This is a genomic window from Roseomonas acroporae (assembly GCF_023223525.1).
GTDB lineage: Bacteria > Pseudomonadota > Alphaproteobacteria > Acetobacterales > Acetobacteraceae > Roseomonas_E > Roseomonas_E acroporae.
In genome coordinates this window covers 1-20990 of record NZ_JALPRX010000158.1, presented here as the reverse complement: position 1 = coordinate 20990, position 20990 = coordinate 1, and the positions used below count along the sequence as shown (strand labels likewise).

Genomic DNA, 20990 nt, shown 5'->3' with positions numbered 1-20990 from the left:
GTTCTCCCCGTCGCCTCCGTCCAGTTTCCCATGGCGCCCGACACCAGGATCGCGCCCCTCACGAAGCCCAGGCGGGCGAGGCCGGCCCAGACCGCCCGCACGATGTATTCCGGGGTGAAGTGGGCATACTGGGTGCAGCGGCTCAGCGACGCCAGCTCGGCGGCCGACACCGCCTGCTCCAGCCCGTCGCCCTGCTCGGCCCATCCCTCGCGCCAGGCCTCGCCGGGGCGGCGGAACAGGGCGTTGGCGAGGTCGCCGGCGCCGTAGCCCACGAAGCGCGCCAGGATCGCCTGTTCCTCGGCCGTGGCCGGCCGCGTCTCGCCCTCGATCCGCTGCATCAGCCGGATGGCCGCGAGGTTGTCGGCCGCGCGGGCCTTCCAGGCACTGGCCAGGCCGCGCTCGCCCGTGAGGCGGAAGTCCCGGGCCACCACGCGTGCGATCGCCGGCGCCAGCGGCGCTGCCGTGGCCGCATCCTCGTCGTCGTCGCCCGTGGCGGGCAGCAGGTTGCCGCCGTCGCCGAACAGCGAGAAGGGCGAGGAGAGCGCTGTGGTATCGAACAGGCTGAGCTGGGAGGACGGGGCGGCCTTGGCCATGGGATCGGCTCCGTGCGCGCACGCGCGAGCGCCCGGTGGCCCGAAGGGGCGACCGGGTTGGCGCGGCGGCGTTCTGCGTGGTGTGGGTTGGTAGGGTCCGCGGTCCGGGCGCTCAGGCGCCCGTCAGCGGCTCAGGTGCCGAAGGCGGGGCTGGTCCGCTTGATCGGCTGCGCGGCGAACACCGCCGGCGGCAGCCCACGGTACTCGGTGGGGCAACTCGGGGGTGGCTTGCGGCTCTCGGCGTAGCCTGCCGCGACCAGATCCCGCAGCACTTGGCCGGGAACGTCGAAGAAGCCGGTGTTGGCCCAGTGGCGCTGGGACCACGCACCGCCGAGGCGCACCAGCGCCCGGCTGCGCTCGTCCAGCCCCTCCAGCCAGACCCTGTATCGCTGCCCCATGCCCTGCTCTCCTCGTGTCCTGCTTCTCAAGACACTTTCGAGCCGGCCGCCCGGTCCGGGGCGGGGCAAGGGCGCCGCGCAGCGGCGGGAGGCGGTAGCCGACGCACCCTTGCCGCGCCCCGGAGCGCGGTGGCAGCGCCCATCTCCTCCTCCTCCTGCCCCGTCTCCCCCTTTCCCTCATTCCCCCATGTGTTCATGAGGACATGCGCCCCTGAGCACGGGAGGGTATGGTTCAGCCGAACAGGTCCGGCTGGACGGAGCGGCGCCCCTCCCGCATGGCCGCGAGCATCCGGCGGTAGGCCTCGGTCGCCTCGGACAGTCGCCGCCGGAGGCCGGGCTTGCTGTCGTTGCCGTCCCAGACCGCACGCCATCTGGTCGTGCCGCGGCAGCGCTCCCCGATCAGCACGAAGCGCGCCCGGCCCTTCACGGGCATGTCCACCTGGATGTGCGCGGCGGCGTGAGGTGGATCGCCCGAGCGGGTGATCCGGGCCTTGAGATCCCGCCCGAGCAGCGCGGCCAGCATGTTCGGGACCGAGAACGGGTCGGCCCGCACCTCGGGGGGAGGCGGCACCCGGCGTCGGCGGATCGCCGGGTCGGGGTCGAAATCCTGCGGGCGCGGACGCGCGAAGCAGGATGGGCTGGCCACGGGCTCGATCCACAGATCCGCCATGGTGGGGGAGGCATTGGATTTCCGGGCCCATCGCGCTTCGGCCAGCATCCAGGCCTGCTTGCCCTGGCCGAGCGCGATCCGCTCGGCGCAGGCCTCGAACTGCCGCTTGAGGCGAACCTGCATCTGCCAGTCCGCCTCCGGCACCGCGGCGACGGCCCGCGCGAGGGTCTGCAGGCGATGCTCGAAGTCGTCGCGCGTGACCGGCTCCCGGCCGGGAACGCGGGGGCCCTGCAGCAGCTCACGCCCCTGCTCGAGGAGCGCGGCGCGCGTCATCACCACCTCGATGGCGCGGATGTCGCTGGCCTGCAGCGGTCCCTCGACCTCGCCGACCAGCGGCAGGCCGGGGCCGGTGCGGTGCAGGAAATGTCGCCCCGCGACAGCATTGTGCAGGCCTTCGATCACGCGCCCGTCGCTCAGCGTCAGCCGCAGGCGGCAGCGCTCCTCGTGACTGTCGAGGGGATGCGGCCCCGGTCCCGGCACGGGGTCCAGTGCATCCTTCCTGGGGATCACGTCGCCGCCGGGGTCGGGACCGTCATGGCCACGGCCAGGAGGCGCGAGGGCAGGCGGCACAGGAACGCGTGTCCGACCGGCCGGAAGATAGGTCCCCGCCGCCCGGCGGGTGTCGGCACCACCTCGAACTCGGTGGCGACCACGACGCCCTTGCAGAAGCTCAGGGGCTCGGTGATCCGCACCCGCTGACCCGGGAGCAGATGCTTCCTGCTGGCGGTTACTTCGCGTCGTTCTTGCCTGGCGGCCTCCACGCGGCCGCGCCAGTCGGCCGCATGGCCGGGGGACGGCAGATCCTCGACCGGGGAGAGCAGCGCCATGATGCGGGGTGGGCAGGCCACCTCGCAGGGGCCGGCGCTCTCGTCCATGTCCTTGCGCCCGAAGCCGTCCCTGGCGTTGTTGAACACCAGGATCACGGCGGCGAAGGTGTAGGGCCGGCCGGCGCGCGGTCCGGCCCTCTCGGTCCGGCGCACCGCCATGTAGACCGCGCGGCCGACCTGCGAGGCGGCCAGGACCTCGGTGCGGCCGTGCTCGTCGTCGGTCGTGTAGTCGCGCGTCAGGTGCTGCGCCGGCGTCTCGCGGATGAGCGGACGAGCGGAAACGAGCCAGCCCATGGGGGCCTCCTCTGTGCTCGGTTGCGGAATGGGGCATTGAGCGGAGCCGGGTGCGGCAATCCGCGCAAGGGTCAGGTCGGGCCGGCGGCCTCGCCGAAGGCGCCGGCCGGATGCGTCCAGTCGGCGGGCGGCCCGAGGATCGGCCGGTCCCAGACCGCGCCCAGGGCGAGCGAGACGAGATCGGGCCGGGCGAGGGCGGCCGGATAGGGGCGGCCGAGATCGGCCAACGCGCGGACGGAGCGGGCGCGCTGGATGGTGCGGCCGAAGCGTGCCTCGTAGGCCGCGATGCGCTCGAACAGGACCGGCGCGATCAGGCGGATCGTCGCCCACTGCGACGCCGACCTGAAGATGCAGGCCATGCAGGACAGCCGCGACCAGCCCAGCTCGTAGGCCGGGTGCGGCCGCACGCCGTGACGCCGCAGCGCGTCCCAGACCCGCACCTCGTCCCAGCCATGGACCGGGCGCCAGTGATCGACGTGGCGGGAGCGGCGCGAGCCGCCGCGCGTGTCGGTACGGTGCGGCTCGAAGGTGGCGTAGCGCGCCCGGGCCGGGCTCTCCTGCGCCCGCTCCCCGGTCACGACCAGGGTCCGTCGACCCAGGAAGCGGTCCTGTCCGGTGATGGCGGCCGCGCCGATGCCAATCTTGAGCGCGGCCGAGCACCAGCGCACCGACAGGTCGGCCGAGGTCTGCGGAAACAGCAGCCGGGTGTTGCGCGGCCCGGCCCCTCCTGTCCGCACAAGGCCATGAGGCGTCTCGAACAGGATCGGCGCCGTCGGTGCATCCTGGCGCAGCATCTCCCGCTCGAAGCCGCCCTCGCGCCAGGAACGGTAGAGCGGCAGCCCGAACGCCGCGGCCTGCGCCGCGACGTAGGCGCCGGTCACGGGCCAGTCCATGAAGGCCCCGCCGCGGCCATCCACCTCGTGATGGTGCATCTCGATGCGCGCCGGCGGCACGCTGCGCTCCAGCAGCTCGACCAGGCAAGCCGTGGCGTCCTTGCCCCCCGAGGTGAACAGGATGATGTGGTCGTAGGAGCGCAGCTCCGGGACCAGCGCTGTCGCGCCCCGCAGCAGGGCGGCGCTCATGCCGCCTCCGCGGTCTCGTCCCGCCGGGCTTCCTCGGCGGCTCGCCAGGCATGGTCCGGGTGGAAGCCGAGCAGGTAGTCGGCCATGCGCTGGGCCTCGGCGGCGGCGCGGAAGATCTCGCGCTTGTTCTGGCGCAGCGTGTGCAGCCAGGAGGCGACGTAGCTGGCATGGTTGGGAATGTCGCAGGGCAGGCCCAGCTCGGCGCCGACGAAGCAGGAGGTCAGCTCGGCGCGCAGCTCCTCCTGGGCGTAGGCGTGGCTGCCGAAACGCCCCGTCAGGTCACGGTCGAGCCGGTGCCTGGCGCCGGAGGCGTGGGCCAGCTCGTGCAGGCCGGTGGCGCAGTAGCCCTCCGGCGCGGCGAAGGCCGTGCGCGGGGGCATCTGGATGTGGTCGGTGGCGGGGCAGTAGTAGGCGCGGTCACCGCCCTCGCGGAACACCACGCCGCTGTTGCGCATGATGGTCTCGGCCGCCTCGGGCGTGCGCCAGGAGGCCTCCTCGACGGACGGGGTCTCGAAGGCCGGGATGCCGTCCACCTGGCTCGCGTGGAAGAGGGTGTAGGCACGAAGCACCGGCACGGTGCGGGTGCCATCGCCCTCCCCGCCCGTATCGGGTCCCACCTCGCCGTCCCGCAGGGTCAGCTTGCGGAAGAAGAAGACGCGGCTGCCGCGCTCGCCGCGCCGGACCTGCCAACCCTTCTCCTCGGCCTGCCTGTAGGTCAGCCAGCGGGGATCCGTGCCGGCGAAGGCCAGGCCGGTCATGCCCAGCAGCAACACATTGATCCCGTGGTAGCGGCGCCCGGTGACCCCGTTGCGGGGCGACAGCGGGCCGGAGCCTGCCTTGTCCTGCTCCCAGGGGCGGCGCCACGGCACCGTGCCGGCCTCCAGGGCCGCCACGATCTGGCTGGTGATCTCGGCGTAGTGGTCACGGGGACCCGGGCGATCGGCGGCCTGACGGCGGGGCTGAGCCATCGGTGTTCTCTTTCCTTCTCTCGGAACACCTCCCCGGCCCCGCATCCGGACGGGCCGGGGCAAGGGCGCGCGGAGCGCGGGAGGCGCCAGCCGACGGACCCTTGCGGCGGCCGGGCCGGTGCGGAACGGCCTTTGCTCCCTTCTCCCATTCTCCTACTTTCGGAGTTTCACGCTTTCCCGATCTCCAGACATAGCCGTCGTCCGGCGCGCGATTGCCCTCTCCGACTTCCCCGGTCTCCACCAGTTCCGCCGCCAGCTTCACGTACACCTCGCCGTGGCAGGCCAGTGGGGGGCACCAGCAGAACAGCCGGTGGCCGCGCATCGCCCGGACCTTCGCGCGCCGATCCGGGCCGCTGACCGGATCGGCGAGACGTGCGCGCTCCGCCATCTCGAACTTCGCGATCACCTCCGGCCGTGTGCCGTCGCGGCCGAGCACGAACTCGTTGCCGAACTCCGTGCGCCGGTCGATCCTCACGTCACCCGGCCGCATCGCCTCATACCGCAGGTTGTGAACCGTGACCCGCATCGCTCGATCTCCCTTCGCGATGCGATCCGGCCATCAGGAATCGGCTGGCGGGGCAAGGGCGCGTGGCCGCGCGCGGGAGGCCTTGGCCGACGCACCCCTGCCGCGCCGGACGCATCCCTGACAGCAGGGATTTATCCTGTCTTCGGGACTCCGGCCGTCAGGCGCGGCTACGGCGCCTCGGTGGTCGGCTCCTGGTGGCGCGGCGCGCCGAAGTCGATACCCTCGTAGAGTTCGTCGAGGGGAACCTCGATCCCGGCTTCCGGAAGGCGGAGGATGCTGCCCTGCATCAGCAGATGCACAGTCCAGCTCTCCCCGCTGCGCTCCAGCACCGTCGCCCGGATCGCGTTCTGCTCCAACATGACATAGCGCTGGACACTCGGGATCGCCTGGTACTCCAGCGCCTTGGTGTAGCGGTCTTCGTCCGCCGTGCTGGGGCTCAGCACCTCGAACAACGTCACCGGATCGGCAGCCCTCGTGTCGGTCGGCGCCACGGACCGACAAACGATCGAGCCATCCGGATAGCGGTAGTGCGGTTCCGTGGTCTCGATCTTGAAATCGCTGTTGAAGAACCGGCACCGACCTGCCCGCAGCCGTGGGACGAGCGCGGCGGCAAGGTTGCCCTGTATCGCGGAATGCGCGGCGGTGCCCCCGGTCATCGCGACAGGCTGGAAGCCGTCGAACTCGTAGCGCAGGGGCTGGCGCTCCTCCCAGGCGAGGAACTCCTCCGGGGTCCAGGGCTTGGCGGCAGGCTGGCTCATGTGGCCGATCCTAGCACAGCTGGGTTGGCGGGAGAGGAAGGCATCGGCGCCTCCCAATCGAAGCAGGGAAAGCCCGGCAGGACCGGCCCGTCGGCGTCGAACAGCAGATAGTCGCAGCCGCGTCCGCGGGCCTCGACCATCAGCGCCCAGAGCGTGCCGGAGATGGCAGGCCGCTCCTCGTCGGCATGGACGAACCAGCCATGGGGCATGGCACCGCAGCACAGCTCGCCCCGTATCCCGGCCAGCGCCGACGTATCCAGGCAGAGGCGGTCCGCCGGCGTGAGGTGAGCGGTCGAGACGTCGAGGAAATGGCGGACGGGGTTCATGGGATGCTCCTCAATGGTGCAGGGCGTCGTGGCGTCCCGGCGTCCGTACCGGCACCGCGAAGGCGTGCAGCCCGTCCCAGGTCAGGGCGCCACAGACGGGCATCCGGCCGCTGGCGAGGGCCTCGCGGCCCCGGCTCAGGTGCGACTGCCGGACCCCGCCATGGGCGGGACTGTGGCAGGGCTGGCCGGGTGCCGCCGCGCAGGCAGGGCAGCCGACCCGCAGGGTAGGATCGTGCTCGTAGGCGCCGCCGCAGCGGGTGCAAGCCACCGGGCCGCCGGCATCGGCGACGGGCAGGCGGCTGGACTGCGCCGTGGCCGGACGGAGGGCGAGGCGACGGATTTCCATGGGGGTGTTCCTTTCCGAACACCTCCCGCGGCGCCGTCGCCCCGCGCCGCCGGGGCAAGGGCGCCGCGCAGCGGCGGGCCGCCAGGCCCTCGCCCTTGCGGCGGGGGACGGGGTGCGGCAGCCCCCTCCTCCCTTCCTGCCATACTGCTTTCCCTTCATGCCGCCGCGCCGTGGCCAGTGGCTCCGGTCACAGGCACGACGGCTTCAGGCGGCATCCAGAGTGAACGGCATCACCGTGGCCGGACGCGGCGGCCGCGACGCCGGGCGCGCGGGCCGCAGCGCCCGGCTCCAGCGGAGCTTGTCCACCGGCACGCCATGGTCGCGCCGTGCCCGGCCGGGCGTGTTCCAGGAGCGGCCCCGCACGCGCCCGTCGCAGGTCCAGCCTGCGGCGCGCAGGCTGCCGCCGTCTTCCTCGTCGGCCCGGGTGTAGGTGACGATCCGCTCGAAGCCGCGCCGCGCGGCCTCCCGGGCCGCCCAGCCGTAGAGCTTGGAGCAGCCGTTCCAGCGCAGCACCGCCGGCACGTCGCGCCGCAGGCAGAGGCGGTTCACCTCGACCGTGCCGCGTCCCATCAGCCCGCGGGCGACGGGGTTGCCCACCATCACCACGCCAAGCGACGTCATGCCATTGACCAGTGCAGCGCCGAAGCGCCAGGCAGCCGGTGCATCGCAGTGCTGGTGATGCCGGCGCACGAAGGCCGCCGCCGCCGCGAAGCCGACGGGCCGCACCGCCAGCTGGTAGTCGAGCAGCAACTGGCCGCAGCCGGTGTCGGCCACCCGGCGCAGCGGGGCCCCGCCGAGCGCCTCGGCGCCGAGGCGGCGGAGCAGGTCGCGGGCCCAGGTCGGATCTTCGACCATGCCGGCACAGGCCGCCTCATGGGCCGTGAGGCAACAGGTCTCGATCAGGAAAGCGTGGTCCGACCAAGCCTCGGCCAGTTCCAGCACCGCCGCCTCGCCACACCACGGACAGCATGACGGGGTGGCGGCGTCGCTGGTGCGGGACAGGGCCTGCACCCTCATGACCTGGCTTCCTGCCGGGCGGGCACCCGGATGGTGGAGGCGCCCTGCACCAAAAAGCCCGGCAGGACCACGACGGCCAGGATCAGGGCCAGGAAGGCGAGGAGGCCGGCAATGGCGGCGAGGTCCTCGCGGCGCCCCCGGCGCCGGGCGAGGCGGTCGGCGAGATCCATGATCCCATCCCTTCTGCTGCGTCTTCCATCCCGAAGACCCAGCCCGCCGGCCGCCCCGGCGAGGGCGCGGCAAGGGCGCGCGCCCGGCGCGCGGGAGCGCAGCGACAACCCCTTGCGGCGCCCCCGCCGCGAGTGGCAGGGCAGCCTCCTGCCCCTGCCTCACCCTTCCAGCTCCCCCTCGCCTCCCTTCTTCCTTCCTTCCCGTCTGCGGGCCTGCGGGGCAGGCCTACAACGGCACCTCCCGCACCGTCCCGTCGCCGGCGGTGAGCCGCAGCATGGCCGGGGCGCCGGCCGGGACGGCAATCTCCACCCGGCCGCCGGCGAAGCCCCGCAGCAGCCAGCCGATCTCGCGCAGGCCGTCGATCACCCGCGCGATGCGCGCCTCGGTCTCGGTCAGCAGGAGACGGCGCGCGAGGTCGTGCGCGTCGGCCGCGTAGCACTCCACCTGCCGCTCGTAGCTGTCGGCACCGGCATCGTCGTTGTGCGTGAAGAAGCCGGCCACCAGGACATCGGCGAGCGCCACCGGATCGGTCCCGGCCACCGCCAGCACACCCGGGAAGTCGTCGGTGTCAGCCTCGGTGGTGAACAGGAACGGCAGGGCGAGGGCATGCCGCGTCGTCGGCCGGGCCTGCCTTCCGGCAGGGTCGCGCACCAGCAGCCGCACCTCGATCCCTCTCACCCGAACCTGTTCGGCCTCGATCGGGTCGCTCCCCGGAGCGGCGTCGGCCATGATGGGTGGCCAGTGGTCCAGCTGCCCGTCCATGGCAGTGATCCCGGCCTGCATGCCGACGATGCGTGGGAGCGCGTCATAGGCGGGATAGCCGGCGAAGGCGTCGCGCCCCTCCACCACGGCCGGATGATCGGGCCAGGCATCTAGGAAGGCCCGCAGGTTCGCCTCCTCATGGCACCCCAGATGCAGCGGGCCCGGCACCACCAGCACCTCGCCCAGCTCGCGGCCGAGCGTCACGGGCGGTGCGGCGTCCAGGCGGCTGCGACACTCGTCGCTGCCGGGCCGCCAGGCGGGCAGCGTGATGGTCGGCGGCGGCAGGGCGATGCCGAGTTCGCCGGCGCGCCGGTAATCGGCGAAGGCCAGGGCATGCCGGCCGCGCGCGGCGATGGCCTCGAGGATCGCCCGCTCCATCCGGTGCCGCATCGCGCGGAAGAAATCGTTCTCGATCGGCTCGTTGCGCGCCGGCAGCACCAGCCGCAGGTCCGGCGCGTTCACCACGTCGACCAGCACGCACCAGCGCTCACCGTCCTCTTCCGCCAGCGTCACCGGCCTGGCGCAACGCACGACGTGGCCATGGAAGTTCAGGTAGAGATGCCGATCGCTGCCCCAGTGGCTGTCATGGACGGCACGCACGGCGAGCGGCACCTCGTGGAACACGCCCAGGCGCAGGCCCTGCCAAGCGATGACGTGCGCGGCGCCATCGAGGAAGTCGCCCTGCGGCAGGGGCTGGCCGTTCAGCGTCGCCGGCAGCGGGTAGAAGCGGGCCGCCTGCGCGATCAGCTTCTCGACCCCTGCCTCGGTGATGGAGAAGGTCAGCTCGGTGCCGGTCGCGATCTCCGGGTCAGGCAGCACCACCGCCTCGTCCTCGCCGCAGAACACCGCCCGTGTCAGGGTGACGCGCTGGCCGCGCGAGCGCACCGTCACGCCGCGGGAGGCGAGGGAGAACACGCCCATGCCGGCGGCATTCTCGGCCACCTCGATCCGCTCGTCCCAGGCCGAGGCACCAAGGGTCACGAGGCTGGCCATGTCGGCGATGCCGCCGCCGTCGTCGCGCAGCACCAGGGTTCGGCCCGGCGCCTGGCCCAGCAGGTCGATGTCGACGCGGGTGGCACCGGCGCGGCGACTGTTCTGCAGCGCCTCGGCCAGCACGGTCGCGAGGCCCTGGTTGAACAGCTCGGGGCTCTTGCGCAGCACCTTGGGGCCGAGACTGCCGCGGATGCGGGTCAGGGGTGCCGAGCTTCCGGCATCGGCGCTGGTAGTGTCGGTCATGAGGCTCTCCGCTCTGGCGTCTTCTCGCTCGAAGACCCCTGCCCCGCCGCCGTCCCGACGGGTGCGGGGCAAGGGCGCCGCACCGCGGCGGGAGCGCAGCGACGAACCCTTGCCGCGCAGACGGCGCGGGCGGCAGGACGTACCCGGCCCTTCCCGGCCTGCTTCGTTCCTCTCCCCTTCGGCTGGCCTCTCGCTGTCGCCCGACCCTGTTCTCGTCGGCCGTCTCGACCCGCGGTGCCGGAACCGGGCTGGTGGCCGGGTTTCCGGTGGCGCGCCATCACGTGGCAAGCTACCGGGATGATCGACGCTCCCCTGTCCCGCTCCCTCCGTGTCCGTGGCTATCGCGAGGGAATCCGCGATGCAGGCCGCACCTTCCGTCTCGCCGCCGGTGCGGACGTAAGGGCCGCGCTGAAGCGGGCGGCCTTGGCTGCCATCCCGAAGCAGGAGGGCTGGACGCTGCGTGTCTTCACCGTCGAGCGGACGGCAGAGGGCGAACGGGTTGCCGCCGTGCTGGACCGGCTCGCGCGCCGCGAGATGGGTAACCCCGGCTTCGCCGGTGCCCTGGCTGCAACCCTCGACGGCAGCGTGGCCGTCCTGGCGGTCGCGGCCAGGGATGCCAGGGTGGTCGAGCGCGTGCGCATTGGCCTGGGCATGGCCGCGCGGTGATCAGGTCCGCCCTCCCTCTACACACAATCTCCTGGTGCGTGATGCGGCGGCGATCCATCGCGGCCTTGTCAGAGGGGCTCGACATGGCAGTTCCAGCCGTGCACGCGGACCAGTGCGGCCGTCACGCCGTCATCGTCCAGGGTGAGCAGGGTGAAGGCGGCGTCGAGCAGCCACGCGCCCGCCTCGTCGCGCGGGCCGGCGACGATGATGCCCTCGTGATGGTCGGCGTGGTCGCCCGCCTCGACCAGCACCGGCCGGTCGATCCAGGCATCGCCGCTCGGCGGGACGCGACAGCGCGACCGCAGGCCGGGCGGCAGCCGCAGGAAGGCAGCACGCAGGTCACGCGCCAGCGCTGCCGCCGCCGGGCTGGGCGCCTCGGCGGGGCGGATCATGCACCCCTCCCGCGCCTGACGACGTCGTTCCAATCGTTCAGCCCGCCGGTCGGCGGCAGACGTTCGTGGGCGACGCCCGCCGCCACGGCCCGCTCGGCCAGCAGGGCGGCGTAGCGCTCGCCCGCCGGGTCGCTGTCGGTGGCGGCGACGAGCACCGCGCCGGCCAGGCCCGCCATGCCGGCGAGCAGCCGGTCGAGCGCCAGCAGCGTGCCCGGGCCCATGCCGCCGCTGGTGGCGACGTAGAGCGTGTCGCCGCGCCGGCGCTCGATCGCGGCCAGGCTGAGCGCGTCGATCGGCGCCTCGGTCACCACCAGCCGCCGGGGACGCACCGCCCGGTGCGCTGGCCAGCCGGGGAAGCGGAACAGCGTCTTGTCGCCGCCTTTGGCGAAGCCCCGGTAGTCCGGGCCGCGCATGTCGAAACCCGTGAGCGCGCCGGTCGCGTCGCGGTGCGCGAACCATGCCGTGCCGTAGCCGCCCTCGCGGACCGCATCAGCCGCCGCCGCGGCGCGCAGCACCGCGGCGGGCAGGCGGCGCTCGCCGGCGAGATAGCGCCAGGCATGCGTGCCCGAGCGGATCGGCCGCGCCCGGCTCCAGCGGACGGATGCCGGCACCAGTCCTTCGGCGGGCTGCCTGGCCTTCTCGCGGTGCCAGGCGGGAAAGGCCGGCTCGAGGCCGACGATCCTCTGCAGCAGCCGGCAGGCCTGCCCGAAGCGCAAATCGGGCCGCAGATGCCGCACCAGCCCGAACACGTCGCCCTTGGCGGTGCCGCCGGCATCCCACCAGCCGCGGCCGCCATGGTTGACGATGATCACCTCGCCCTTGCCACGGCGGTACTTCAGGCTGTCGCGGCTGCTCTCGGCCTTGTCGAGCCGCCAGGGCGGCGGCAATCGCTCCAGCAGCACCGCGCAGTTCGCCGCCTGCCGTAGCTGCTCCAGCTCCGCCTCGCTCACGCGCATGCGCCGGAATCCCTCTCCTGGATCCCACCCGCCGACCGCGACGCGGGCGCGGGACAAGGGCGCCGCCGGGGCCTGCCCCGGCGCGGGAGCGCAGCGACGCCCCCTTGTCGCGCGCCCGGCGCTCGCGGTAGCGGCTCCCCCACCGCTGCTGCTCTCCTCCATGCCCTCACTCCTCCTCCGCTCCAGCTCCGGCCGAGGTTCGTGACGGGCGATGCGAACGGGAAATGCGCGGCGCGAGGCTGCGCCGGCGGCGCGTCGCTGGCGCTGCGACAGCACGCCGAGCGCCGTCGGCTCGGGGGCTATGGCAAGGTCACGTCGCAATGCCCTGAGGCGATGGCAAAAGCCCACGGCCCATCGCGGGAAGCTCCGGCTTTTCAACGCGTTCGATTGGAGCAGTAGCGCGCTGGAGGCCGAATCGTTCTTGATTTGTTCGTATCGGCAGACCTAGCGTCGCGGCATGACCGACGATCCCGGATCCGATTCCGATGGTGCCGACCTGACCGCCGCGTCAGCCGACGAGATCGCCCAGGCGCTGTCCTACGCGCTGCGCTTCGACGGGCGCGGCAAGCCCCACCGCGGCGGCAGCGAGCTGCCCGCTGGCATCGCCGCCGAGCAACTCACGCAGCATCTCCGCCGCGCCGGGTTCGTCGTCATGAAGGTGCGCGCGCTCCGGCCCCACAGCACCGTCTGACGCATGGCGGCTGCCGACCAGCCCGTCGATCGCGTCGCTGTCCTCGCCAGCCTGCGCGCCCGCGTCGCGCGCCTGGAACGAGGTGCCGCGTCGGAGGCGGGCAGCATCGCGCTCTGCGACACGATCGACCGCCACCTCCCCAACGGCGGCCTCGCCCGCGCCGCGCTGCACGAGGTGCGCGCCGCCGACCCCGGCGCAGCGGCCGGCTTCTGCGCGCTGGTCCTGGCGCGGGCCACGGGCACGGCGCTGTGGATCAGCCCCGTCCCCGATGCCTGGCCGCCGGGGCTGGCGGCCTTCGGACTGGCTCCCGCCGACCTCGTGCTGGTGCGCGCCGAGCGGCCGGCGGACGGGCTCTGGGCCTTCGAGGAGGCGCTGCGCTGTCCCGCCGTGGCCGGGGCGCTGCTCGTCCTGCGCGGTGCCCTGCCGGACATGGTGGCGGCGCGGCGCCTGCAGCTCGCCGCCGAGGCCGGCGGCGGCATCGGCCTGCTGCTGCTGCCCGACACGACGCTGATGCCGCCCTCGCCGGCCCGCAGCCGCTGGCGTGTGGAAGCGACGGCGACCGAGGACCGCGAGCATCCGTGCTGGCAGCTGACGCTGCTCCGCTGCGCCGGCGGCCGCGGCGGGGCATGGTCGGTGACGTGGCGTCGCGACAAGGCGATGCTGGAGACGGTCGCCCGGACCGCCCTGGCGCGGCAGGCAGGCTCGCTGTCGTGACCGGCCGTCGCTTCCTGGCGCTGCACCTGCCGACGCTGGCGACCGACCGGCTACGCCGGTCCGAGCCGGCGTTGCGCAGGCAGCCGCTCGCCTGCTGGAGCACGCAAGGCAGCCGCCGGCTGATCACGGCGGTGGAGGCCCCGGGCACGACGCTGCGGCCAGGGCAGGCGCTGGCCGACGCGCAGGCCATGCATCCCGACCTGGTGCTGCGCCCGGCCGATCCGGCGGCGGACCTCGCCCTGCTGGAGCGGCTGGCGCTGCGCTGCCTGCACGTCACGCCGCTCGCCTCGATCGACCCGCCGGACGGGCTGGCACTCGACATCACCGGCTGCGCCGCGCTGGCCGGCGGCGAGGCGCCGCTGCTCGCGCGCGTGGTCGCGATGCTGGCCGGGGACGGCATCGCCGCCCGGGCGGTGATCGCCGACGTGGCGGAGGCCGCGGCGGCGCTGGCCTGGGCCGGGCATCACGGCATCATCGTGCCGCACGGCGGGACACGGTCCCTGGTCGATGCCCTGCCGCTCTCCGTGCTGCGGTTGCCAGCCGATGCCCTGGCCGCGCTGCACCGCCTCGGGCTGCGGCACATCGGCGAGGCATTGCGCCAGCCGAGGGCGCCGCTGTTCCGGCGCTTCGGGCGGGAGTTGCTCGATGCGCTGGATGCCGTCACGGGCGAGCGGCCAAGACCGCTGCCGCCGGTACGCCCACCGGCCGAGTTCGCCGTGGCGGACCATTTCGTCGATCCGGTCGTCACGCGTCCGGGCATCGACCGGGCGGTGGACCGCCTGCTCGGCCGGCTCTGCGACGCCCTGGCCGAGGCCGGGCGCGGGGCGCGGCAGGTGACGCTGCTGGCCTTGCGGGTGGATGGCGACGTGCAGGTGCTGACGATCGGCACCGGATTGCCGACCCGCGCGCCGGCGCAGCTGCGGCGGCTGTTCGCCGAGGTGCTGGAACGGCTGGCGCCGGATCTCGGCTTCGAGCGGATCACGTTGCAGGCCGACCGCACCGAGCCGTTCGTGGCGGTGCAGGACGGCATGGGCCCGGTCGGAGTCGATCGGCAGCACCGGACGCGGGAGGCGCTGGGCCATCTGCTCGACCGGCTGGGCCAGCGCCTCCCGGTGTGGCGCCTCGCACCCGCCGAGAGTCACTGGCCGGAACGGGCCGTGCAGCGGGTGGATGCCTTCGCCGCGGTCACGCGGGGCGCCGCCTGGCCCGGCCTCGGGCATCCGGTGCGCCTGCTGGCGCGGCCGCTGCCGCTGACCGTGCTGGCGGCGGTGCCGGACGGCCCGCCTGCCCGCGTCCGGCTCGGCGACACGGTGCAGGCGGTGCTCTGGGCGGACGGCCCCGACCGGCTGGAAGCCGAGTGGTGGCGCGAGCCGGCGGCCCGGCCCGGCCGCGACTACTACCGGGTGGCGCTGGCCTCCGGCGCGCGGCTGTGGATCGGGCGGGCGGGACAGGTCCGTCCCGACCGGCCCACACGCTGGTTCCTGCACGGCTACTTGCCGTGATGGCAGCCGGCGGCACCGGCATGCGCCGTCGCCACGGGCCGGGACATCATCGCGCTACCTGAAATCCCGGCTGCGCTGCATCCGTGCCGCCGCCTGCACCGGATCGCGCCGTGATCCCGGCTCCGGCCGGCGCACCTCGTCCGCCCGCGCCAGCAGCCGCGCCCAGCCCTCGGCGGTGCCGTCCACCGCGCCGAGCTGCTCCAGCAGGTCGGTGCGGTCGATCAGCCGCCGGCAGATCAGGTGCAGGACCGGCACCTCGGCGTGGCGGTCCTCGCGTTCCACCCGCCCTTCGGCGACCAGCAGCCGCGCCCCGACCAGCGCCGCCCGGTCGCGCCGGCCGATCCCGGCGTAAACCACGAGGTTGGCGTCGCCGTGTTCGTCCTCCACGGTGACGAAAACGATCCCCCTGGCCGTGCCGGGACGCTGGCGCAGCAGCACCAGCCCGGGCAGCCGCAGCCGGGCGCCGGCCCGGGCGGCGCGCAGCCGGCGCGTGTCGTCGCAGCCCAGCCGGTCGAGCACCGGCCGCAGCAGCGCCAGCGGATGCGCGCGCAGCGACAGGCCCGCCGTGGCGTAGTCCCACACCACCGCCTCGCCCGGCGCCTCCGCCGGCAGCGCCGGAGCGGGTTCCGGCAGTAGCGGCCGCGCCGCCTCGAGCCGCGCCGGCGCGAAGAGCGGCAGTTCCGTCCCCGACGCGGCATCCCAGCCCTGCGCCGCCCAGAGCGCGCCGCGCCGGCCGTCGGGCAGGCCGGCAAAGGCGTCCGCCTCGGCCAGCGCCGCCAGCGCCCGGCGCGAGAGGCCGGCCCGGCGCGCCAGGTCCTCGACCGAGGCGAAGGGTGCGCCGTTGCCGCCCGCCCGCGCCTTGGGCACTGCCCGGCCCTCCTCGGCCGGCAGCCCCGTCACCAGGCGCAGCCCGAGCCGCAGCGCCAGCCCGTCGCGGCTGGCAGGCTCGGGCTCCAGCGTGCAGTCCCAGTCGGAGGCGTTCACGTCGAGCCGGCGCACCTCGACGGCGTGCTCGCGCGCATCGCGCACGATCTGCGCCGGGGCGTAGAAGCCCATGGGCTGGCTGTTCAGCAGCGCGGCGGCGAAGACGCCGGGGTGGTGACACTTCAGCCAGGCGGAGGCGTAGGCGAGCTGCGCGAAGGAGGCGGCGTGGCTCTCCGGGAAGCCGTAGCTGCCGAAACCCTCGATCTGGCGAAAGCAGCGCTCGGCGAAGTCGCGCGGGTAGCCGCGCCGGACCATGCCCTCCACCAGCCGGTCACGGTGGGCGTCGACGCCCCCGGCATGCCGGAAGGTCGCCATGGCGCGGCGCAGCGCGTCCGCCTCGGCCGGGGTGAAGCCGGCGGCGACGATCGCGACGCGCATCGCCTGCTCCTGGAACAGCGGCACGCCGAGGGTCTTGCCGAGCACCTGCCGCAATTCGTCCGGGGCGCCCTTGCCCGGTGCCGGCGAGGCGAACTCGACCGGCTCCAGCCCCCGGCGCCGGCGCAGATAGGGGTGCACCATGTCGCCCTGGATCGGGCCGGGGCGCACGATCGCCACCTGCACCACGAGGTCGTAGAAGCACGCCGGCCGCAGGCGGGGCAGCATGTTCATCTGCGCGCGTGATTCGACCTGGAACACGCCCAGGCTGTCGGCCCGGCGCAGCATGGCGTAGGTGGCGCGGCAGTCGCGCGGCACGCCGGCGAGATCCAGCGCCCGGCGATGGTGCCGGCGCAGCAGCTCGAAGCCGCGGCGCAGGCAGGAGAGCATGCCGAGCGCCAGGACATCGACCTTGAGGATGCCGAGCGCCTCGGTGTCCTCCTTGTCCCATTCGAGCACGGTGCGCCCGGCCATGGCGGCGTTGCCGACCACGGCGAGCTCGACCAGCGGCCCGCGGGTGATGACGAAGCCACCGACATGGGTGGCAAGGTGGCGGGGGAAGTCCTGGATCCCGGCGGCCAGCTCAAGCACCAGGGCGAGGCGGGCCTCGGCGGGGTCGAGCCCGTCGGCGGCGGCGATCTCGGCCAGGCTCCGCTCGCGCCCGGCGCCGAAGGTGCCCTTGGCCAGCCGGCCGGTGACGTCCGCCGACAGGCCCAGCGCCTTGCCCACCTCGCGGATGGCGCTGCGGGGGCGGTAGCGGATGACGGTGGCGCAGATGGCGGCGCGGTCGCGGCCGAAGCGGTCGTAGAGGTACTGGATCACCTCCTCGCGCCGCTCGTGCTCGAAGTCGAGGTCGATGTCGGGCGGCTCGCCGCGGCTGGCCGAGACGAAGCGCTCGAACAGCAGGTCGTGCTGCTCGGGATCGACGGCGGTGATGCCGAGCACGTAGCAGACCGCCGAGTTGGCGGCCGAGCCGCGGCCCTGGCAGAGAATGCCCTTGGCCCGGGCGAAGCGCACGATCTCATGGACCGTCAGGAAGTAGGGCGCGTAGCCGAGCTGCCCGATCAGCGCCAGCTCGTGGTCGAGACGATCCTGGATGCCGGCCGGCACACCCTCGGGCCAGCGTTCCGCCACGGCGGCCGCGACCCGGCCGGCCAGGGTCTGCTGCGGCGTGCGGCCGGGCTCGAGGATCTCGTCGGGGTACTCGTAGCGGAGCTGGTCGAGCGAGAAGCCGCGGCAGGCGTCGAGCACCCGCAGGCTGGCGGCGAGCGCGTCGGGATGGCGGTCGAACAGCCGCGCCATGGCGGCCGGGCCCTTGAGGTGGCGCTCGGCGTTGCGCTCGGCAGCGAAGCCGATCCGGTCCACCGTCCGCCCGAGCCGGATGGCGGTCAGCAGGTCGGCGAGGCGGCGACGCTCCGGCACGTGGAAGCGCACGTCGTTGGTGGCGAGCAGGGCACAGCCATGCCCGGCCGCCGCCGCCACGGCGGCCAGCCGGTCGAGCCGCAGCCGGTCGGCGCCATGCAGCAGGTGGCTGACGGCGCAGAGCAGCGGCAAGGCGAGGCGGCTGCGCAGCGCCGCCGCGTCGGCGGCGAGGCGCGTGGCGAAGGCGGCGTCCGGCAGGCCCGGCGGCGGCACGAGCGCGAGAGCCAAGCCGTCGGCCGCGGCCACCAGGGCGTCGCGCCCGATGGCGCAGGGCTCGCTCTTGGCGGCGCCCAGGCGGCCGGCGGAGAGCAGGCGGGTCAGCCGGCCGTAGCTGGCCCGGTCGCTCGGCCAGGCGAGGTACTCCGAGCCGTCCAGCAGACGCAACCGGGTGCCGACCAGCACCGGCAGGCCGAGTGCCTTGCCGGCGACATGGGCGCGCACCGTGCCAGCGAGACTGTTCGTGTCGCAGATGGCGAGACCGGCGAGGCCGAGAGCGCTGGCCTGCTGCACCAGCTCGACCGGGTGCGAGGCGCCATCGAGAAGGGAGAAGTTGGAGCGGGCGCCGAGCTCCGCGAAAGCCAGGGTGTGCTTCGCCGTCGGCATGCTCAGTCGGTGCCGCGGGCAAGGGCGGGCGGGCGCTTGCGAACGACGCGATTGACCCGCCGCCCGGTGGATCGATCCCGGCCGCCTCGTCGCCGCCCGTCCCCCGTGTCGATCGGTGCCGATGTCGCCACCACGGCAAAAGCAGGCTGTCGATCACCGGTGATGAGAAGTTCGTGCCTGTCACAGCCATGCGATGCCACGCAGACACTCCTGATTCTCGACCCAATCTTGTTCAGGATATGTTCCAGAAAGCGGAGCGTGGCAAATGGCAGGCAGGAAGACTGGCGCACGGCCATCGGCGCGACCGGTGAACCCCCTGAAGGCGGCCCTCGGGCGCGTCCAGGAGATGGTGGGGCGCGGCTTCGCTCCGGCGCGGGTTGGGCGCGAGGTGGAGACGATCGTGGCGGCCTGGCGCACCGAGGGCGCCGCCGACCTGGTGGAGGAACTGCTGGAGCAGTTCCGAGCTGGCGTCGAGGCGGCGACGGAGGCGATGGCGGAGGTCAAGCCGGACAGCAGGGCGGCGATCCGCGCGGGCGAGAACACCCTGGCGGCCCTGACGGCGGCGCGGGATGCGGTGACAGAGAACGGCTTCGCCGACAGCCGCGCCTCCTGAGCCGCATGGCGTTCCCCCCTCCCCCTCACTTCCGGCTGACGCTGCCTGTCGATGGGAAGGCGAGGCCCATGGTGGCCACGGTCCTTCACGGTCTACGCTGCCGGCAACAACGGATGGGAGGGGTCCTCGCATGCGGCTATCCCGGCGTGCCGCGCTGTCGCTCGCGGCCCTGCCGCTGGCCCGGCCGGAGCTGATCCGCCCGGCGCGGGCCGACTGGCCGGACCGCCCGATCCGGCTGGTCGTCTCCTTCGTCGGCGGCAGCTCCTCCGACACCATCGCCCGCCTGTTCGCGCAGCAGCTCGACGCGGCGCTCGGCCAGCGCGTGATCGTCGACAACCGCGCCGGCGCCGGCGGGCTGCTCGCCACCCAGCTCGTCGCCCGCGCCGAGCCCGACGGCAACACCCTGCTCTGGTCGGGCAACCAGCTCTCCGCGCTCTACTTCCTCCACCGCCAGCCCGGCTTCGAGCCGCTGCGCGACTTCACGCCGATCTCGCGCGTGGTCACCAACGCCGCCGTGCTCTGCGTGCCCGCCGGCCGCCCCTGGCGCAGCGTGGCCGAACTGGTCGCCGCGGCCAGGTCGACGCCGCAGGGCCTGACCTACGGCTCGGGCGGCGTCGGCACCGCAGCGCACCTGGCGGTTCTGTCAGGGCTCGCGCCAGGTGAGGCTCGGGTAGCCGGCTGAGGCGAGCGCGGATAGGCTCAAGGGCGGATACGGCAGGGTGGGAGCCCAGGATGGAATGTATCGACTGCGGCTCCGCAGCCACCTCGGAGCGGCGAGACCGCACAGTCCAGGGCTACCGGCGCCTTTCGCTGCCGCGCCTGCGGCCGGCAGTTCAACGCGCGCAGTGCCGGTCTGCTTAACCGGACGCAGTACCCCAGCGACGTCATTGCCCTGGTCGTGCTCTGGCGCCTGCGCTACCGGCTGACCCTGCGCGACCTGGCCGAGATGTTCCTCATCCGCGGCCTCGTGTTCAGCCACGAGGCTGTCCGTGAATGGGAGGCGAAGCTCGCGCCGGCGCTGACCGACGAAATCCGCCGGCGGCGGCACGGCAAGGGTGGTGCCCGTGGCCGGCAGTGGCACGTCGACGAAACCTACATCAAGGTCCGCGGTCGGTGGGCGTATCTGTATCGTGCGATCGACCGCAACGGCCATCTCGTCGACACCATGCTCAGCGAGCACCGGGACATGGAAGCAGCGAAGGCGTTCTTTCGCTCGGCCAAATCGGCTACCGGCCTGATCCCCGCCCGCGTCACCACCGACGGCCACGGCTCCTACCCGCGTGCGATCCGCTCGACCCTGGGGCGCCATGTCGAGCATCGCAACAGCGCCTACAAGAATAACCGACTGGAACAAGACCACCGGGGCCTGAAAGGCCGGATCCGATGTATGCGCGGCTTCAAGAACTTCAGCTCAGCCCAGCGGTTCTGTCGAAGTCATGACGAACTCCGCAACCATCTCCGTGTCCGCTCCCGCCACTGCCAGTACGTTTCCGCCAGCCGCCAACGTCTCCTTCAGCTCCGTCGTACCGCTGCTGCACTCGCCATCCTGCAGGCTGCATAGGACGGTCGCACGCATCATGCCCTTCCCCTGCCCGCCTTGGCGCGAGCCCTGACAGAACCGCCGCCACAGCACCACCAGGGCGATGATGTCGCTCGGGTACTGCGTCCGGTTCAGCAGCCCGCCGCTGCGCTCGTTGAACTGCCGGCCGGAGTCGCGGCAGCGAAAGCGCCGGTAGCCCTGCGCCGTGCGGTCCCGCCGCTCCGTCACCACCGCCGAGCCGCAGGCCACGCACTCCATCCAGAGCTCCCCAGCCACCCCTCAGCCGGCAAGAAGCCTACCCGCCCCTATTCCGGACAGCCAGCCCAGGCGCCGTTGGCGCGAGGGCTGACAGATCCGGTTTCGCGGTACATTTCCAGGTGTGGACCGTCCGGTCGTCATTGCCGGCTACTCCTACGGCGAGTGCGGCATATCAAACGTGCACCAGAGCACATTCGGAATATTCGTCACCGAGAACGGGCGCACGCGTGATCTGCGATCCGAGCCGTTCGAGGAGATCGTGTCCCGAGCCGTGGTGTAGGAGTGGTGTGCGTGGGCTGG

At 73.4% G+C, this 20990-nt stretch carries 22 protein-coding genes and 1 pseudogene; 7 read left to right on the top strand and 16 right to left on the bottom strand.

Annotated elements, in window-relative coordinates; all coding sequences use genetic code 11:
- The 13 genes and pseudogenes from M0638_RS26680 to M0638_RS26620 form a co-directional block, all read right to left on the bottom strand.
- Positions 1–593 (bottom strand): annotated as a pseudogene (locus tag M0638_RS26680) (lactate dehydrogenase); the annotation flags it as partial.
- A gap of 131 nt (positions 594–724) precedes the next feature.
- Complete coding sequence (locus M0638_RS26675; RefSeq protein WP_248669993.1) at positions 725–991, bottom strand: hypothetical protein; 267 nt, start codon at positions 989–991, stop codon at positions 725–727.
- A gap of 232 nt (positions 992–1223) precedes the next feature.
- Complete coding sequence (locus M0638_RS26670; protein ID WP_248669992.1) at positions 1224–2141, bottom strand: hypothetical protein; 918 nt, start codon at positions 2139–2141, stop codon at positions 1224–1226.
- A 26-nt stretch (positions 2142–2167) separates the two neighbouring features.
- Entirely contained in the window at positions 2168–2782 is a 615-nt protein-coding gene (locus M0638_RS26665) for a DUF6927 domain-containing protein (protein ID WP_248669991.1), read from the bottom strand.
- A gap of 71 nt (positions 2783–2853) precedes the next feature.
- The gene (locus M0638_RS26660; protein WP_248669990.1) at positions 2854–3864 is read right to left on the bottom strand and encodes a phosphoadenosine phosphosulfate reductase domain-containing protein; all 1011 of its coding nucleotides are present in this window, start codon (positions 3862–3864) and stop codon (positions 2854–2856) included.
- The gene (locus tag M0638_RS26655) at positions 3861–4832 is read right to left on the bottom strand and encodes an ArdC family protein (RefSeq protein WP_248669989.1); all 972 of its coding nucleotides are present in this window, start codon (positions 4830–4832) and stop codon (positions 3861–3863) included. Before M0638_RS26655 ends, M0638_RS26660 begins: the two co-directional genes overlap by 4 nt.
- Entirely contained in the window at positions 4786–5358 is a 573-nt protein-coding gene (locus M0638_RS26650) for a DUF4326 domain-containing protein (protein ID WP_248669988.1), read from the bottom strand. Before M0638_RS26650 ends, M0638_RS26655 begins: the two co-directional genes overlap by 47 nt.
- A 167-nt stretch (positions 5359–5525) precedes the next feature.
- Positions 5526–6116, bottom strand: a complete 591-nt coding sequence (locus M0638_RS26645) for a Uma2 family endonuclease (protein WP_248669987.1) — start codon at positions 6114–6116, stop codon at positions 5526–5528.
- Complete coding sequence (locus tag M0638_RS26640) at positions 6113–6442, bottom strand: DUF5983 family protein (protein WP_248669986.1); 330 nt, start codon at positions 6440–6442, stop codon at positions 6113–6115. The genes M0638_RS26645 and M0638_RS26640 overlap by 4 nt, the downstream gene beginning before the upstream one ends.
- Before the next feature lie 10 nt (positions 6443–6452).
- On the bottom strand, positions 6453–6788 hold the full coding sequence (locus M0638_RS26635; protein WP_248669985.1) for a zinc finger domain-containing protein: 336 nt from the start codon (positions 6786–6788) through the stop codon (positions 6453–6455).
- 204 nt (positions 6789–6992) lie between these two features.
- A complete protein-coding gene (locus M0638_RS26630; RefSeq protein ID WP_248669984.1) occupies positions 6993–7805 on the bottom strand; it encodes an XF1762 family protein in 813 nt (270 codons plus the stop codon).
- Positions 7802–7975, bottom strand: coding sequence for a hypothetical protein (locus M0638_RS26625; protein ID WP_248669983.1), 174 nt, complete (start codon positions 7973–7975; stop codon positions 7802–7804). The genes M0638_RS26630 and M0638_RS26625 overlap by 4 nt, the downstream gene beginning before the upstream one ends.
- A 226-nt stretch (positions 7976–8201) precedes the next feature.
- The gene (locus M0638_RS26620) at positions 8202–9974 is read right to left on the bottom strand and encodes a hypothetical protein (RefSeq protein WP_248669982.1); all 1773 of its coding nucleotides are present in this window, start codon (positions 9972–9974) and stop codon (positions 8202–8204) included.
- 297 nt (positions 9975–10271) lie between these two features.
- Between M0638_RS26620 and M0638_RS26615 the strand changes: the two genes are divergently transcribed.
- Positions 10272–10640, top strand: coding sequence for a hypothetical protein (locus M0638_RS26615; protein WP_248669981.1), 369 nt, complete (start codon positions 10272–10274; stop codon positions 10638–10640).
- A gap of 68 nt (positions 10641–10708) precedes the next feature.
- Here the strand turns inward: M0638_RS26615 and M0638_RS26610 are convergent, their stop codons facing one another.
- Both M0638_RS26610 and M0638_RS26605 read right to left on the bottom strand, forming a co-directional pair.
- Entirely contained in the window at positions 10709–11032 is a 324-nt protein-coding gene (locus tag M0638_RS26610; RefSeq protein WP_248669980.1) for a hypothetical protein, read from the bottom strand.
- The gene (locus M0638_RS26605) at positions 11029–11988 is read right to left on the bottom strand and encodes a DUF3991 and TOPRIM domain-containing protein (RefSeq protein WP_248669979.1); all 960 of its coding nucleotides are present in this window, start codon (positions 11986–11988) and stop codon (positions 11029–11031) included. Before M0638_RS26605 ends, M0638_RS26610 begins: the two co-directional genes overlap by 4 nt.
- A 457-nt stretch (positions 11989–12445) precedes the next feature.
- Between M0638_RS26605 and M0638_RS26600 the strand changes: the two genes are divergently transcribed.
- From M0638_RS26600 to M0638_RS26590, 3 genes are read left to right on the top strand one after another with little or no spacing between them, the layout of a single operon-like run.
- On the top strand, positions 12446–12679 hold the full coding sequence (locus tag M0638_RS26600; RefSeq protein ID WP_248669978.1) for a hypothetical protein: 234 nt from the start codon (positions 12446–12448) through the stop codon (positions 12677–12679).
- A 3-nt stretch (positions 12680–12682) separates the two neighbouring features.
- On the top strand, positions 12683–13393 hold the full coding sequence (locus M0638_RS26595; RefSeq protein ID WP_248669977.1) for an ImuA family protein: 711 nt from the start codon (positions 12683–12685) through the stop codon (positions 13391–13393).
- Positions 13390–14895: a Y-family DNA polymerase gene (locus M0638_RS26590; protein WP_248669976.1), complete on the top strand. Its 1506-nt coding sequence runs from the start codon at positions 13390–13392 to the stop codon at positions 14893–14895. Before M0638_RS26595 ends, M0638_RS26590 begins: the two co-directional genes overlap by 4 nt.
- 54 nt (positions 14896–14949) lie before the next feature.
- Here M0638_RS26590 and M0638_RS26585 read toward each other — a convergent pair whose 3' ends face one another.
- Positions 14950–18279, bottom strand: coding sequence for an error-prone DNA polymerase (locus M0638_RS26585; RefSeq protein WP_248669975.1), 3330 nt, complete (start codon positions 18277–18279; stop codon positions 14950–14952).
- Positions 18280–18586: 307 nt separating this feature from the next.
- Between M0638_RS26585 and M0638_RS26580 the strand changes: the two genes are divergently transcribed.
- The 3 genes from M0638_RS26580 (at position 18587) to M0638_RS26570 (ending at position 20453) form a co-directional block, all read left to right on the top strand.
- Positions 18587–18892, top strand: coding sequence for a hypothetical protein (locus M0638_RS26580; RefSeq protein ID WP_248669974.1), 306 nt, complete (start codon positions 18587–18589; stop codon positions 18890–18892).
- Between the two features lie 130 nt (positions 18893–19022).
- Complete coding sequence (locus M0638_RS26575; RefSeq protein WP_248669973.1) at positions 19023–19574, top strand: tripartite tricarboxylate transporter substrate-binding protein; 552 nt, start codon at positions 19023–19025, stop codon at positions 19572–19574.
- A gap of 27 nt (positions 19575–19601) precedes the next feature.
- Positions 19602–20453, top strand: coding sequence for an IS6 family transposase (locus tag M0638_RS26570; protein WP_345893076.1), 852 nt, complete (start codon positions 19602–19604; stop codon positions 20451–20453).
- Positions 20454–20990 lie beyond the last annotated feature (537 nt).